This window comes from Duganella sp. S19_KUP01_CR8 (assembly GCF_036688705.1).
Taxonomy (GTDB): Bacteria; Pseudomonadota; Gammaproteobacteria; order Burkholderiales; family Burkholderiaceae_D; genus Rugamonas.
In genome coordinates this window covers 233,910-248,695 of sequence record NZ_JAQQPR010000007.1, presented here as the reverse complement: position 1 = coordinate 248,695, position 14,786 = coordinate 233,910, and the positions used below count along the sequence as shown (strand labels likewise).

Sequence of the window (14,786 nt, the reverse complement as noted above, 5' to 3'; positions counted from 1 at the left end):
CCCCATTACAGCATGAGCTCGGCGGGTACAGCCGAGCTCATGCTGTAATGGGGGACCTGACCCCGGATTTTAGCGTTTGATGGTCGAGCCGCGCAGGATCAGCTGCGGTTCGATCATCGTGGTGGCGGGGGCGGGTTTGCCGTCGATGGCGGCGATCAGCTTTTCCATCGCGGCCACGCCCATGCGCTCGCTCTGCAAGTCCACCGTGGTCAGCGCCGGCGAGGTGTATTGGCCGTATTCGATATTGTCGAAGGCCGCCACCGACAGCTGCTCCGGCAGCTTGAAGCCCAGCGTCTGCGCCGCTTTCATGAAGCCCAGCGCCATCAGGTCGTTGTAGCAGATCAGCGCATCCGGGTGCTCGGCGCCCAGCATGATGGACGAGCATACGCGCTCGCCTTCGGCCGCCGTCGGCGCGCCGCCTTCGTACACAGTCAACTCCAGGTCATGCGCGGCCAGGCAGGCGCGGATGCCGGCCAGGCGCTCTTCGTCGCGCCGCGAGCGTGGAAAGCGCAGGTAGCCGATGCGCTTGTGCCCCAGCGAGACCAGGTGCCGCGCCAGCATGTAGGCGCCGCGGTGGTCGTCGCTGATCACCCACGGAATCTCCAGCCGCGACAGGCGGCCGAAATACACCAGCGGCTTGCCCAGCTCCATCACCCAGTCCATCTCCGATTCCAGCATGCGCGAGAACATGATGATGCCGTCCACCCGGCGGCTCAGCGCTTCCAGCAAGGGCCGTTCGCGGTCCGGGTTCTCCTCGGTGTCGACCAGCAGCAGCGTGTAGCCGTGCGCCAGCGCGACGCGGTTGGCGCCCTTGACGATGCTGGTGAAGTGCGGATTGGCCACGTCCAGCACCGACAGGCCGATGCTCTTGGTGCGGCCGGTGATCATCGACGCCGCCAGGGGATTGGAGCGGTAGCCCAGCCGGGCGATGACTTCCTTGATGGTCGCCTCCACCGCCGGCGAGAAGCGCTGCGCGCCGTTGACGAACTTCGATACAGTGGCGGTCGAGACGCCGGCTGCTGCGGCGACGTCCCGGATGGTTGCTACATTTTTTTTCATGTTCTGATTGTCGGGGATGCGTGGCCGCCGGTGCTTCGGCGGCGCCAAAGGACAATCTTAGCATGTCGGCATCGGTCCGCCGCCCGATCACAGGTCGGTGATTTCCTTGTGGCGCGGGACCAGCAGCTTCATCACGCTCCACGCCACCAGGTAGGCCAGCGCGCAGATGCCGAACATGATCATGTAGCCGGTGCGGATGTCGTTGACCGATTTGTAGTAGTCGAACACCCAGCCGCCCAATTTGGTCAGCAGCACGCCGCCGATGCCGCCGGCCATGCCGCCGATGCCGATCACCGAGGCCACCGATTTTTGCGGGAACATGTCGGACACGGTGGTGAAGATGTTGGCCGACCAGGCCTGGTGCGCCGAGGCGCCGACGCCGATCAGCAGCACCGGCACCCAGAAGCTGATCGCGCCCAGCGGCTGCGCCAGCAGCACCACCAGCGGGAAGAAGGCGATCACCAGCATGGCTTTCATGCGGCCGTCATACGGCGCATGGCCGCGCGCCATGAAGTAGCTGGGGAACCAGCCGCCGCCGATGGAGCCCACCATGGTCATGCTGTACAGGACCGCCAGCGGCACCACGATGGCGTCGCCCTTCATGCCGTATTGCGCCGACAGGTAGGTGGGCAGCCAGAACAGGAAGAACCACCAGACGCCGTCGGTCATGAATTTGCCGAAGGCGAAGGCCCAGGTCTGGCGGTACTTCAGCAGCTGGAACCACGAGACTTTCTTGCCGGCGGCCGGCGCCACCGACGCTTCCACCGGCGCCGGCTGGTCGCTGCGGATGTAGGCCAGTTCCTGCGCCGACAGGCGCTGCTGCTGGTCCGGCTTTTCGTACAGCGTGATCCACACGCTCATCCAGACGAAGCCCAGCATGCCGATCATGATGAAGGCGGCCTGCCAGCCCCAGATGCCGGCGATCAGCGGCACGCAGATCGGCGCCAGGATGGCGCCGACGTTGGCGCCGGAGTTGAAGATGCCGGTGGCGAAGGAGCGCTCCTTCTTCGGGAAGTATTCGGCGGTGGCCTTGATCGCGGCCGGGAAGTTGCCGGCCTCGCCGACCGCCAGCACCGCGCGCGAAATCATGAAGCCGACGATGGACGGCACCGTGACGATGCCGAAGGCGCCCAGCAGCACGCCCACGCCCTCGCCCATCGGCACCGAGAAGGCGTGCAGCAGCGCGCCCAGCGACCAGATCGTGATCGCCACCACATAGGCGGCCTTGGTGCCGATCTTGTCGACCACGCGGCCGGCGAACAGCATCGAGATGGCGTAGACGAACTGGAAGGCGGCGGCGATGTTGGCGTAGTCGGTATTGCTCCAGCCGAATTCCTTGGACAGGTCGGGCGCGAGCAAGCTCAGGACCTGGCGGTCCAGGTAGTTGACGGTGGTGGCAAAAAACAACAGTGCACAGATGGTCCAGCGGTATTTACCGACGGTTTTTCCCACCGCTTGCGCGTTCACAGGCTCGCTCAGGTTCATGGCATCACTTCTATTCTGGTTTTTGGTGATGATCTCCCGGTCTCCACGAGATCACTCTAGTCGTAAGTCATCGTACAACTATAAAACGCGATAGGCAAGCGGAAAGATGTGGATATACAAGGGATTGCCATGGGGTTGCGCCATCGCGACAGTCCGGCGCTGCGGCTGTCGCGATGGTGTTGTATGATGACATTTAATGCAATTAAGGCGTTTTGGCGGTGCCGCCCTTGGCCAGCAGCAGCGCCACCAGGCTGATCACCGCCGCCGTGGACAGGTAGTAGCCGACGTATTGCAGGCCGTAGTTGGTCGCCAGCCAGGTGGCCGCGTACGGCGCCAGCGAGGCGCCCAGGATGCCGGCCAGGTTGAACGTCAGCGAGGCGCCGGTGTAGCGCACCTCAGCCGGGAACAGCTCGGACAGCATGGTGCCCAGCGGGCCGTAGGTCATGCCCATCAGGCCCAGGCCCAGCGACAGGAAGACGGTCACCTGCAGGCTGCTGCCGGAGCCGAACATCGGCGCCATCGCCAGCCCGAACACGGCGATCGCGGCCGACACCCAGACCAGCGTGATGCGGCGGCCGTAGCGGTCGGCCCACAGCGCGGCGACCGGGATGGTCAGGCCGAAGAAGATCACGGCGAACAGCTGCTGGATCAGGAAATCCTTGCGGCTGAACTTGAGCGCGCTGGTGCCCCAGCTCAGCGCGAACACCGTCATCAGGTAGAACAACACGAAGGTGGCCAGCGCGATCAGGGTGCCCAGCACCAGCACGCGGCGATGGTCGCGCCACACGGTCAGCACCGGCACTTTGACGCGCTCGTTCTTCTCCAGCACTTTCTGGAAGTCCGGCGTTTCATGGATCTTCAGGCGGATGTACAGGCCGACGATCACCAGCAGCGAGCTGGCCAGGAAGGGAATGCGCCAGCCGTAGCTGAAGAATTCGGCGTCGCTCAGGGTCTGGCTCAACAGCAGGAAGATGCCGCCCGACAGGAAGAAGCCGATCGGCGCGCCCAGCTGCGGGAACATGCCGTACCAGGCGCGTTTGCCCGGCGGCGCGTTCTCGGTGGCCAGCAGCACCGCGCCGCCCCACTCGCCGCCCAGGCCCAGGCCCTGGCCGAAGCGGCACAGCGCCAGCAGCGCCGGCGCCAAGGTGCCGATCGAAGCGTAGGTCGGCAGCGCGCCGATCACCACGGTCGAGATACCCATGGTCAGCAGCGCCGCCACCAGCGTGGCCTTGCGGCCGATGCGGTCGCCGAAGTGGCCGAACACGGCCGAGCCGACCGGGCGCGCGAAGAAGGCGATGGCGAAGGTGGCCAGCGATTGCAGCGTGGCGGCGGCCGGGTCGCTGGCGGGGAAGAACAGCTTGGGGAACACCAGCACGGCCGCAGTGGCGTAGATGTAGAAATCGAAGAATTCGATCGTGGTGCCGATCAGGCTGGCAAACAGCACGGTGGCCGGCGAGTTGGTCTTGGGCGATCCGGGGTGAGACTGACTCATGCTTGACGCTCCTGCGGGTGGATGGTGCGGCCCATCATACACACCCGCCTCGCCTGCTGCCAAGCAGATAAGCTTGTTCTCTAGGTATCGATTTGCGCAAAGGCAACGCTGATCGGGTCGGCCTGCAGCGGCCGCACCAGGCGCGCCACTTCCTGGCCGTCGCGCAGGAAGATCAAGGTCGGCCACAGCTTGACGCGGTAGGAGCGGCCCAGCGCGCGGCCGGGGCCATCCTCGACCTTGTAGTGGCGCACGCCCTCGTGGCCGGCGTAGGCCTGCGCCAGCGGCGCCTGCGCGGCCATGCAGTGGCCGCACCAGTTGGCGCCGAACTCCAGCAAGGTGGCGCCGGCCAGGGCGTCGACGGTGGCGCGGTCGGGCGCCGTGGGCAGGTAGATTTTTTCCATGGCGTCAGGATTTGGCTTTGGATTTGAGCTCGGCGCACGGGTCAGGACGGGACTGCGGCGCCACGGTGTAGACCGCGTCGTAGCGGCCGGCGCCGTCGGCGCCTTCGACATAGCCTTCGCTGCGCACCGTCAGCGCCGGCGCCAGCTCGTTGATCCAGCGCGCCACGCCGATGTCCTTGCGCACGTGGCCGTTGCCGGCGATCAGCACGACGTCGCGCGGCTGCTGGTCGCGCACGATCTTGGCCATCCAGATGTCGCGCGACACCTGGGCGTTGATCATGCCATCGACCATCATCTCCGGCAGCATATTGCAGTGGCCGGTGATGATTTCCTTGTACTGGGCGCCGCGCACGTCGGCCGGCAGCGGCTGGTCCAGATGGTAGTCGCGCACGCTTTGCGGGTCGAAGGTGGCGGCGATGCCGTCGCGCACCACGCGCGAGGCGTCGGCGCGCGACAGGTTGCCGGCGATCAGCGGCAACTGGTAGGTCAGCGCCAGCTGGATCACCGGATAGTACAGCTGCCAGTTCCAGCGGCCGGCGCCGACCACGCGGATCACGCACTGGGCGTCCAGGCAGCCTTTCTGGGCCTTGCTCAGCACGTCCTGGTTTTCGCGGTCGAACTGTTCCATGACGATGGCCGGGCGCCAGCCGGCTTCGACCCGCTGGCGCAGCAGCTCGTAGCGCAGCTTGTGGCCGGCGGTGTTGTCGTGCACCTCGCCCAGCAGCAGCACCTGCGGATTGCCCCCCTCCGGCGCCGGCGCGGCCGCCGCGACAGCAACGGCGCCCTTGCCGCCGCTGGCGCAGCCGGCCAGCAAGGCCAGCGCCGCAGCGGCGAAAGTCAATCCCAATTTGCCGCCATATGTGGAAATCATCTGTATCCGGGTCCTGTGCAATCGAATTATTTGTTGTGAAGTTGAAATCATATACGCCACTGGCTAGCGGGCAACAACCGTTGTTGCGCCGCACGAATTGATTGCCCAAAGAAAAATACAGATGGCAATATGTTATTAATTATGGTTTAATGCGAATCTGTCGAGCACGGTTGGATTCATTTCCGATCTTAGCTTAATGTATATGTTTTAATGTAGCCTTAACGTCCTGCTTGTGCAGCATAGTCAGGAGAGCACTGTGAAGAAGTTGAATTTTATAACGACATTATTGCTGGCCCTGGGAGTGGCCGGAGCCGCTCAGGCTCAGACCGCCAGCCCGGACAACAGCAAAGTTGCAACCGCAGCAATCGTACTCGCCCAATGCGATGCCCACAGCACCACACCGTGCGGCATCGATGGCGCCGTGCCCGCGGAAAAGACCGCTTCGGATCGCGATCCTGAAGCGCTGGCTAATAACGACCCGAAAAACCAGCAGGTCAACGACCCGGTGGCCGAAGTGCCGGAACCGCAGACCTTCGTCATGCTGATGCTGGGATTGGTATTTCTGGGTTTTGCTACGCGCAGCAGCGACGCCTCGGATAAATTTACCGACTGAGCCAGGCATCCCCTACAGGCCGCACACCCCATGGATGTTGGTGATCGCCACGCCATGCAGGATGGCGCGGCCGACGCAGGAAAGTTTCTGCACACCGTTCTCGGTACCCAGTACCGCAAAGATCGCCAGCGCCACCGCCACGCCGATTAAAATCACCAAACCCTTGAGTGTGTCTTTGTCCATGGCGGCATTCTAGCGTGGCGCCGGACGCTTACGCAACGGCGCCGCCCAGCGTGTAGTCGAAATCGTAGTAATGCTTGCCGCCCTCTATGCGGATCTGCAACGTCCCGCCGAGGCCGGCCAGCTCGCCGCTGCCGGAATCGGCCACCACCGCCACCTTCAGGCCGGCCGCGCCGCGCTCCATGGTGCCGCTGTGGTGCAGCAGGAAACTGCCGCGCCGCCCTTCCAGCGTCCCCGTCACTTTCTCCATCGCCACGTAGGCGCCGGATCCCAGTTCGCGATCCATATAGGCCAGCATCTCGCCGGCGCCGGCGGCGTCCAGCGCGCCGTGGTACCGCTTGTCGAGCGACATGCGGCCGATGCCGCTCTCGGCCGCCACGGCCGACATGGTTTCTGGCGCCATCTTGACGTTGAATTCACCGCTGATTTTGGGCATGACCGGCCTTTCAAGTGTGGAGACGGGCATCCGCTTGCAGCGCGGCCGGATCGTCGACCGGCGTCACGCACGGCATGCGCAGCACGAAGCTGGCGCCCTGCCCGAGGATGCTGGAGACCGTAATGGTGCCGCCAAACTGCTTGGCGATCAAGTTGAACACGATATTGAGTCCGAGGCCGGTGCCGCCCTGTCCGCGCCGGGTGGTGACGAAGGGGTCGAACACCTTGTCCAGCATGTCCGGCGGAATGCCCTTGCCGTCGTCCACCACCTGCATCTCGATCCAGTCGGCCTTCTGCGCCACGCCGATGGTGATGCGGCCCTCGTCGCCCGCATCGAAGGCGTGCTCGACGCAGTTGAGCGTCAGGTTGGTGATGACCTGGGCCAGCGCGCCCGGATAGCTGTCGAGCATGATGTCCGGCGGGCAGGCGATGCTGACGGTGATGCGGGTCTTCTTCAGCTTGGGCTGCAGGCTGGACACCACCTCATTGATGTAGTCGCGCAGCTCGAAGCGGCGGCGCGCCTCGCTGACCTGGTCGACCGCGATCTGCTTGAAGCTGTGGATCAGGTGCGCCGCGCGGTAGGCGTTGTTCATGATCAGGCGCGTGCTCTCGGCCGCCGTTTCCAGGTAGCGCATGATGTCGGATTTCTTGATATTGCCGCCAGCGACAGACTGGTGCACCTTCTCGGTCGCCTCCATCAGCACCGAGGCGCTGGTCAGCGCGATGCCGACCGGGGTGTTGATCTCGTGCGCGACGCCGGCCACCAGGCCGCCCAGCGAGGCCAGCCGCTCGGCCTGCAGCAGCGATTCCTGCGTGCGGCGCAGGTCGTCGAGCGCCTTGGCGGTGGTCTGGGCCGATTTGCGGGCCTCGTCCTCGGCCTCGCGGATGCGCTGGATATTCGATTTGACCTTGCGCTGGATGGCGTTGAAGCCGCGGATCACCTCGCCGAGCTCGTCGTGCCGGCTGTCGGGCAGCTCCTCCACCTCGTCGCTGCCGCGCGTGGCCAGGTCGAACAGGCCGTCGCGCAGGCGCTTGAGCGGGTCGAACACGATGCGCAGCGACAGCGCCAGCGCCGCCACCAGGATCAGGTCCAGCAGCAGCACCTCGGTGACTTTGCGGCGCACTTCGGCCGCCAGGGTGGCGTCGATCTGCGCGCGGCTGAAGTTGACCACCACGCGGCCGACGATGACCGGCTTGAGCGAGGCGCCGGCGGCGCCGGAATCGCGGTAGGCCAGGTCGGCCACCACCGGCGAACCGCCGACGGCGGCGTCGTTCTCGATCGAGCTGACGCTGCCGTTTTCATTGCGCAGTTTGCCGGAGAACAGGCCGACCGAGGTGTCGTAGACGCGGATGGAGACCAGCTCGGGCGGCAGCATCTCGGCCGCGACGATGTTGTCGACCTTGGCCTTGTCCAGGTCCCACAGCGCCGACGGCAGGCTGGTTTGCAAACGGGTCAGCACGCCCTGGCGCAGCCGCTGGCTGCTCACTTCCAGCTCGTGGCCGAGGCTGTACTGGGCGTAAGTGCCGGAAATGCCCAACACCAGGGTCACGATGACCACAAAAAGCAGCGTCAAGCGGCCTTGGATACCAAACATCGACCAACCTCCGTGCAGTGATGGAATTGACGGCAACGTCCCAATGTACGGTATGAGATGCGACTTGGCAAGTTATGGCCCCCATCGCCGCGCCGCCACGGCAGACTTTGCTTGCCTGCAATGGTAAGATCGGGCAATGTAGACGAGGTGGCAAACCGGGAGGGGCAACATGACAGGCAATTATCATCAACTGACGCTGGCGGAGGTGCGGCCGGGCATGGTCCTGTCGGACGTGCTGCTGGACGTGCAAGGCCATGTGCTGCTGCCGCAGGGCACGGTGCTGACCGAGGCCATGCTGGCGCTGATGCCGCGCCACGGCATCGCCATGCTGCCGATCCTGAAAGAAGAAGTGTCGCCGGAAGTGGCGCAGGCGACGCTGCAGCACCATGAGGCGCGCATCGACCACCTGTTCCGCAAAAACGACGCCGACAGCGACAGCGACTGGGCCACCGCGCTGCTGCGCCGCTTCGTGTCGGACTTCCGCCTGGGCTTACCGGAGACTCCCGAGCATGAGTAATACCCTGAGTTACGACGACGTCGTCCGCACACTGGATGACCTGCCCTCGCTGCCGGCGGTGGTGATGGAGCTGCTCAACAGCATAGACCAAGACGATGTCGACATCTCCGTGCTGGCCAAGAAGGTGTCCCACGACCAGGCGCTGACGGCCAAGACGCTGCGGCTGGCCAATTCCTCGCTGTACGGCCTGCAGGTCAAGGTGACCACCATCCAGCAGGCGATCACCTACCTGGGCTTCCAGACCACGCGCAACCTGATCACGGCGGCCGCCGTCACCGGCTGCTTCGCCGAGGGCCATTGCCCCGGGTTCGACCACAAGGCCTTCTGGCGCCACTCGATCGCCACCGCCGCCTGCGCCAAGGTGCTGGCGCGGCAGATGCGCTTCAACCAGGATTACGCCTTCACGGCGGGGCTGCTGCACGATATCGGCCGGCTGGTGCTGGTGTCCTGCTTCCCGAACCAGTATTCGGAAACCATCGCCTACCGCGACGCCCACGATTGTTATCTGCTGGACGCCGAGCGTACCGTGCTGGGCGTCGATCATGTCGACGCCGGGCTGGCCCTGGCTGAGCACTGGAATTTTTCCGATACGATGCGGCTGGCCATCGGCGGCCATCACGACCCGGAAGCGCCGGGCGCAGGGTTCCTGGCCGCCATTATCCATGTGGCCGACGCCATCGTGCATGCGCTCGATCTGGCGCAGGTGCAGGACGATCTGGTCCCGCCGTTATCCACCGTGGCCTGGACTGCGCTGGGCCTCGATGAGGAAATCTATCTGCAACTGTTCCGCGAGACGGAACTGCAATATGAAGAAATTTCGATGGTGCTGTTGAGCTGAACCAGCTCCCTGCCGGCCGGCTTCAAATCAAGCTCGGCAACGGCAGGTGCAGACGTGCGGGCGCATTAGTGGCGCGCGTAGTTTCCGGACTCGGCCTTTTCAGTACGCTCTTCTGGCTTTGGACGGCCTTGGGCGTCGGACAAACGGTACTTGGTGCGGCGGTCGCCCATCAAGTCGCGCAGGTCACGGATGCTCATGCCGGTCACTTCGTGCATGCGGATCAGCAGCGAGGCGCCGACCGGCAAGCGGTGGTGGCGGATCTTGCTGATGACCGGCGGCGCGACTTCCAGCAGGCGCGACAGCGCGGCGTCGTTTTTCAGTTGCATCTTGCCGAGCAAGATGTCCAGGAGATGGTTGGGGTTGTAGCTTTCCTGGGAAGCAAGTGCGTGATGTGCCATGATTTTCCTCGTTGATTAGGTGAATGAAGTGTGCAGGCCTGAACTTAAGGGCAACTTAGATTCCTTGGACTAAGTCTTCCGATGCACCAGGTCTTCGCCGATTGCCTTTCGTGCAAGATTATTCTATGCTCAAAAGGGCCTGTTTCCGCCGTCGTCCGTCGAGCGAAGATTGTTCGACATCAATCGCTGGCTAGAAACCTTAGCAACAATGCTATTTCATCACATGGGGCTGGAGGGTGTCGCACGCAAGAACTTGTAGGAAACTGTTACACAAAGCAAGTTCATCTTTACAGGCGGGAGGCGGGGGCAATCAGGCGGTGGTATCGATGTGGCGGCCCAGGGTTTTCTCGCTCTGGCGGCGATCCTGTTCGGCGTGTTTGTCGGCGGCCTGGGCGGCGCGGCGCTGCAGCGCGGTGGCGTCGTCATTGGCCTGGGCGCGGCTGCGCTGGGTGTCGCTATTCTTTTCCACGCGGGTCTGCACCGCGCGTTCGGCGCCGTTGCTGCGCTGCTCGCGCTCGACGCTCTCGGCCGAGCTCGCCTGCTGGGCGCGCTGCTGCTCGCGGTTGGCGCGGGTTTCGCGCTGGTTGGCCGCCTGCACGCTATCGAGCGGGGTGCTGATGCGCGAGGACGAAATCGCATTGGCTGCCATGAAACCCTCCAATAGAAATTGCCGGCAGGCTACTCTTTCACTGTAGAAGCTCAGGTGCTTGAAATCAAGGCCTATCGCATCTGGCGGCGGAAAATTACGTTAAACTATGGCCTGTGCCGGCACTGCCGGCCTCTCTCATAAAGCATCCCATTGAAAACCAAAACACCAGTCCAGCCGCACTACTTTGTCCCGGAACCGCTCGATAACGCGCGTCTGGCCCATCTGTGCGGCCCCCTCGACGAAAACCTGCGCCAGATTTCCGCCGCGCTGGACGTCACCATTTTCCGTCGCGGCGAGAAGTTCATCGTCAGCGGCCACAACGCCGAACGGGCGGTGCAGATCCTCGAGCAGTTCTACGCGGTCGCCAACAAGATCGTGCCGATCGAGGAAGTACAATTGGCGCTGGTCGAGCAACGCGCCGGCCTGGCGGTGGCCAACGCCGCCATCGCCGCCGCCTCGGCGCCGGACCAGCCGCGCGTGGTCGAAGCGCCGTTCGTCGAGCCGGACATCAACAGCCCCATCCTGAAGACCCGCCGCGCCGACCTGCGCGGCCGCACGCCGCACCAGATCCGCTACCTGCGCAACATCCTGGAGCACGACATCAGCTTCGGCGTCGGCCCGGCCGGCACCGGCAAGACCTACCTGGCGGTGGCCTGCGCGGTCGACGCGCTGGAGCGCGACGCCGTCAAGCGCATCATCCTGACCCGTCCCGCCGTCGAAGCGGGCGAACGGCTGGGCTTCCTGCCGGGCGACCTGGCGCAAAAGGTCGATCCCTACCTGCGGCCGCTGTACGACGCGCTGTACGACCTGCTGGGCTTTGACCGCACGCAGAAAATGTTCGAGAAGCAGGTGATCGAGATCGCGCCGCTGGCCTATATGCGCGGCCGCACCTTGAACCACGCCTTCGTCATCCTGGACGAGGCGCAGAACACCACCGTCGAGCAGATGAAGATGTTCCTGACCCGCATCGGCTTCGGCAGCAAGGCCGTGGTCACCGGCGACGTCACCCAGGTCGACCTGCACAAGAGCCAGAAGAGCGGCCTGGTGGACGCGGTGCAAGTGTTGAAGGATGTGCGCGGCATCGCCTTCAGTCACTTCAACAGCGAGGACGTGGTGCGTCACCCGCTGGTGGCGCGCATCGTCGACGCCTACGAAACGGCGCACAACCACGAAGCGGAAATCGCTCCCCTCCTCAAAGCCACAGCCCTCAAAAATGTCCGCAAAAAATAAACTGACGCTGTCGGTGCAATATCCCGACGCCCGCCTGCAGGAAAGCATCACCCGTCCGAAGATCCGCCGCTGGGTGCAGGCCGCCCTGTTCGCGCCGGCCGAGCTGACGATACGCTTCGTCGACGCCGAGGAAGGCCGCACCCTGAACCGCGACTACCGCGAGAAGGACTACGCCACCAACGTGCTGACCTTCGCCTACAACGAAGGCGAAGACATCCCGGACGACGCGCCGACCCAGGCCGACATCATCCTCTGCACCGACGTGCTGGAGCAGGAAGCGGCCGAGCAAAAGAAAACCGTGGAAGAACACGCGGCCCACCTGATCGTCCACGGCGTGCTGCACGCGCAAGGCTACGACCACATGGACGACGAGGAAGCGGCCGAAATGGAAGGCATTGAAACAGAAATCCTGGCCGGCCTCGGCTACGCAGATCCCTACGCCGACTGAAGCGGCGGAGCTGTCTTTTTGACAAAAACGGCTCCGCCTCCCCATTTGGTGTATCCTATACCCCTTCGAAACAACGGCTCACGCCTCCTATGCAAGAGCACTCTAGTGGCGTCAAGACTGACGCCAAACCCCATCGGTCACTGTTTGAACGCCTGACCGCACTGATTTCCCCCGAGCCAGAGAACCGCGCGGAACTGCTCGAAGTTCTGCATGACGCCCACGAACGCAACCTGATCGACGCCGACGCCCTGTCGATGATCGAAGGCGTGTTCCAGGTGTCGGATCTGTCCGCCCGCGACATCATGATTCCCCGCTCGCAGATGGATGTCATCGACATCTCCAAGCCGATCGAGGAATGGATGCCGCAAGTGCTGGACACCGCCCACTCGCGCTTCCCCGCCATCGAAGGCGAGCGCGACAAGGTGATCGGCATCCTGCTGGCGAAAGACCTGCTGCGCTACTACGCCGAAGAATCGTTCGACGTGCGCGACATGCTGCGCCCCGCCATCTTCATCCCCGAATCGAAACGCCTGAATGTGCTGCTGCGCGACTTCCGCGCCAACCACAATCACATGGCCATCGTGGTCGATGAATACAGCGGCGTGGCCGGCCTGATCACCATCGAGGACGTGCTGGAGCAGATCGTCGGCGACATCGAGGACGAATACGATTTCGACGAGGAAGAAGACAACATCCTGTCGATCAAGGAAGGCGTGCACGGTCCGCGCTGGCGCATCAAGGCGCTGACCGAGATCGAACAATTCAACGAAGAACTCGACACCGCGCTGCCGGACGACGACGTCGACACCATCGGCGGCCTGGTCGCCAAGCACCTGGCGCGCATGCCGCACAAGGGCGACGTGTTCGACATGGAAGGCTTGCGCTTCGAAGTGCTGCGCGCCGACGCCCGCCAGATCCACGTGCTGCTGGTGGAGAAACTGCCGGCCGCCGCTGAAGCCGGCGACGACGCATAATGCGTTTTCGCCGCGCCAACCCGAACGATCCACCCAAGCCGCAACGCTCCACCCGTGGCCGCATGGCCATCACCGCCGTCGCCGGCGCGTTGTGCGTGTTCGCCTTCGCGCCGTTCGGCTGGTGGCCGCTGGAGATCCTCGGCCTGGCGACCTTGTTCTACCAGGTGCTGCGCAGCAGCGACGTCAGGGCCGCAGGCCTGATCGGCTGGGCCTTCGGCTTCGGCTGGACCGCCGCCGGCACCCACTGGCTCTACGTTTCCCTGCACACCTACGGCGCCATGCCGGCGCCGCTGGCCGCCGCCGCCGTGCTGCTGCTGGCCTGGGCCATGGGCTTCTACGTGGCGCTGGCGATGGGCGGCGCGGCCTGGCTGCGCAAGCGCTGGGCGCTGCCGCTGCCGGCCGCCAACCTGCTGGTGCTGCCGGCCATGTGGGCGCTGTTCGAATGGATACGCGGCTGGCTGTTCACCGGCTTCCCGTGGCTGTCGGCCGGCTACGCCCACAACCACAGTCCGCTGGCCGGCTTTGCGCCGGTGATCGGCATGTACGGCCTGGGCTGGCTGGCGGCGGTGATCGCCGGCGCCATGCTGTTGCTGCTGCACCGCACGCGCCTGCGCGCGGCCGGGCTGATCGTCGCCATTTCCGTGGCCGGCGTCGCCCTCGGCTTCCTGCACTGGACCTACCCGGAAGGCAAGCCGATCTCGGTGCGCCTGCTGCAAGGGAATATCCCGCAGGACGAAAAATTCAACGGCGCCCGCGTCATGGCGGCGCTCAAGCTGTACCAGGACGCCATCACGGCGGCTCCGGCCGACCTGATCGCCACGCCGGAGACGGCCATCGTCATGCTGCCGCAGCAGCTGCCGCCGGACTATCTGCCCGGCATCGCCCAGTTCCTCAACAAGACCAACAGCAACCTGATCCTCGGCATCCCGCTGGCCGACAGCCAGACCGCCTACTTCAACAGCGTGATCGGCATCCCGTCGCGCCTGGGTTCCAGCTACTACCGCTACGACAAGCACCACCTGGTGCCGTACGGCGAATTCATTCCGTTCGGCTTCCGCTGGTTCGTCAACCTGATGTCGATCCCGCTGGGCGACCAGACCAGCGGCCGCGACATCCAACCCTCGTTCGCCATCAAGGACCAGCGCGTGCTGCCGAACATCTGCTACGAAGACTTGTTCGGCGAAGAGATCGCCGACCAGCTGAACAACCCGGCGCAGGGCCAGAAACCGGCCACCATGCTGCTCAACGTCTCGAACCTGGCCTGGTTTGGCGACACCATCGCCATCCCCCAGCATTTGCAGATCTCGCAAATGCGCACGCTGGAGACCGGCCGCCCTATGCTGCGGGCGACCAACACCGGCGCCACCGCCATCATCAATGGCGAAGGCAAGGTGGTCCAGCAGCTGCCCGTGAACACCTACGGCGCGCTGGCGGCCTCGGTGCAGGGCATGGGCGGCAGCACCCCGTACATCCTGTGGGGGAACAAGCTGTTCCTGGCGTTGGCCGCGCTGTCGCTGGCCGGAGCCTGGTTTTGGGCCAAGCGCGCAAAAAACCAGGGCCAAGCCGCTTAATCTCTACAGGCTCCCTGTAAAACCCGCTAA

The 14,786-nt window shown here is 64.4% G+C and carries 17 protein-coding genes; 7 read left to right on the top strand and 10 right to left on the bottom strand.

Annotation, left to right across the window (positions count from 1 at the left end):
• Positions 1–69: 69 nt before the first annotated feature.
• From V6M89_RS09880 to V6M89_RS09860, 5 genes are all read right to left on the bottom strand, one after another.
• Entirely contained in the window at positions 70–1,059 is a 990-nt protein-coding gene (locus V6M89_RS09880) for a LacI family DNA-binding transcriptional regulator (protein WP_217941021.1), read from the bottom strand.
• Positions 1,060–1,146: 87 nt separating this feature from the next.
• Positions 1,147–2,544 (bottom strand): MFS transporter, encoded by a 1,398-nt coding sequence (locus V6M89_RS09875; protein WP_332853026.1) that lies wholly within the window; start codon positions 2,542–2,544, stop codon positions 1,147–1,149.
• A 202-nt stretch (positions 2,545–2,746) separates the two neighbouring features.
• Positions 2,747–4,036, bottom strand: a complete 1,290-nt coding sequence (locus V6M89_RS09870) for an MFS transporter (protein ID WP_332853025.1) — start codon at positions 4,034–4,036, stop codon at positions 2,747–2,749.
• A gap of 80 nt (positions 4,037–4,116) precedes the next feature.
• Complete coding sequence (locus V6M89_RS09865; protein WP_332853024.1) at positions 4,117–4,437, bottom strand: thioredoxin family protein; 321 nt, start codon at positions 4,435–4,437, stop codon at positions 4,117–4,119.
• Positions 4,438–4,441: 4 nt separating this feature from the next.
• Complete coding sequence (locus V6M89_RS09860; protein WP_332853023.1) at positions 4,442–5,308, bottom strand: ChaN family lipoprotein; 867 nt, start codon at positions 5,306–5,308, stop codon at positions 4,442–4,444.
• Between the two features lie 256 nt (positions 5,309–5,564).
• Between V6M89_RS09860 and V6M89_RS09855 the strand changes: the two genes are divergently transcribed.
• Complete coding sequence (locus V6M89_RS09855) at positions 5,565–5,921, top strand: PEP-CTERM sorting domain-containing protein (RefSeq protein WP_332853022.1); 357 nt, start codon at positions 5,565–5,567, stop codon at positions 5,919–5,921.
• Between the two features lie 12 nt (positions 5,922–5,933).
• Here the strand turns inward: V6M89_RS09855 and V6M89_RS09850 are convergent, their stop codons facing one another.
• From V6M89_RS09850 to V6M89_RS09840, 3 genes are read right to left on the bottom strand one after another with little or no spacing between them, the layout of a single operon-like run.
• Complete coding sequence (locus V6M89_RS09850; protein WP_332853021.1) at positions 5,934–6,104, bottom strand: hypothetical protein; 171 nt, start codon at positions 6,102–6,104, stop codon at positions 5,934–5,936.
• Positions 6,105–6,132: 28 nt separating this feature from the next.
• The gene (locus V6M89_RS09845; protein WP_332853020.1) at positions 6,133–6,537 is read right to left on the bottom strand and encodes a DUF3224 domain-containing protein; all 405 of its coding nucleotides are present in this window, start codon (positions 6,535–6,537) and stop codon (positions 6,133–6,135) included.
• A 10-nt stretch (positions 6,538–6,547) separates the two neighbouring features.
• Entirely contained in the window at positions 6,548–8,131 is a 1,584-nt protein-coding gene (locus V6M89_RS09840) for a sensor histidine kinase (RefSeq protein ID WP_332853019.1), read from the bottom strand.
• A 169-nt stretch (positions 8,132–8,300) separates the two neighbouring features.
• On the opposite strand from V6M89_RS09840, the gene V6M89_RS09835 reads away from it, so the two are divergent.
• The gene (locus V6M89_RS09835) at positions 8,301–8,648 is read left to right on the top strand and encodes a hypothetical protein (RefSeq protein ID WP_332853018.1); all 348 of its coding nucleotides are present in this window, start codon (positions 8,301–8,303) and stop codon (positions 8,646–8,648) included.
• The gene (locus V6M89_RS09830; protein WP_332853017.1) at positions 8,641–9,486 is read left to right on the top strand and encodes an HDOD domain-containing protein; all 846 of its coding nucleotides are present in this window, start codon (positions 8,641–8,643) and stop codon (positions 9,484–9,486) included. Before V6M89_RS09835 ends, V6M89_RS09830 begins: the two co-directional genes overlap by 8 nt.
• 65 nt (positions 9,487–9,551) lie before the next feature.
• On the opposite strand, the gene V6M89_RS09825 is transcribed toward V6M89_RS09830, so the two are convergent.
• Both V6M89_RS09825 and V6M89_RS09820 read right to left on the bottom strand, forming a co-directional pair.
• Entirely contained in the window at positions 9,552–9,884 is a 333-nt protein-coding gene (locus V6M89_RS09825; RefSeq protein WP_332853016.1) for a hypothetical protein, read from the bottom strand.
• 310 nt (positions 9,885–10,194) lie between these two features.
• Positions 10,195–10,533, bottom strand: a complete 339-nt coding sequence (locus V6M89_RS09820) for a hypothetical protein (RefSeq protein WP_332853015.1) — start codon at positions 10,531–10,533, stop codon at positions 10,195–10,197.
• A gap of 150 nt (positions 10,534–10,683) precedes the next feature.
• Here V6M89_RS09820 and V6M89_RS09815 point away from each other — a divergent pair, with 150 nt between their 5' ends.
• The 4 genes from V6M89_RS09815 (at position 10,684) to lnt (ending at position 14,756) form a co-directional block, all read left to right on the top strand.
• A complete protein-coding gene (locus tag V6M89_RS09815) occupies positions 10,684–11,763 on the top strand; it encodes a PhoH family protein (RefSeq protein WP_116991575.1) in 1,080 nt (359 codons plus the stop codon).
• The gene (ybeY, locus tag V6M89_RS09810; RefSeq protein ID WP_332853014.1) at positions 11,747–12,211 is read left to right on the top strand and encodes an rRNA maturation RNase YbeY; all 465 of its coding nucleotides are present in this window, start codon (positions 11,747–11,749) and stop codon (positions 12,209–12,211) included. Before V6M89_RS09815 ends, ybeY begins: the two co-directional genes overlap by 17 nt.
• A gap of 89 nt (positions 12,212–12,300) precedes the next feature.
• On the top strand, positions 12,301–13,185 hold the full coding sequence (locus tag V6M89_RS09805) for an HlyC/CorC family transporter (protein WP_332853013.1): 885 nt from the start codon (positions 12,301–12,303) through the stop codon (positions 13,183–13,185).
• Complete coding sequence (gene lnt / locus V6M89_RS09800) at positions 13,185–14,756, top strand: apolipoprotein N-acyltransferase (RefSeq protein ID WP_332853012.1); 1,572 nt, start codon at positions 13,185–13,187, stop codon at positions 14,754–14,756. Before V6M89_RS09805 ends, lnt begins: the two co-directional genes overlap by 1 nt.
• The last annotated feature ends 30 nt before the right edge of the window (positions 14,757–14,786 follow it).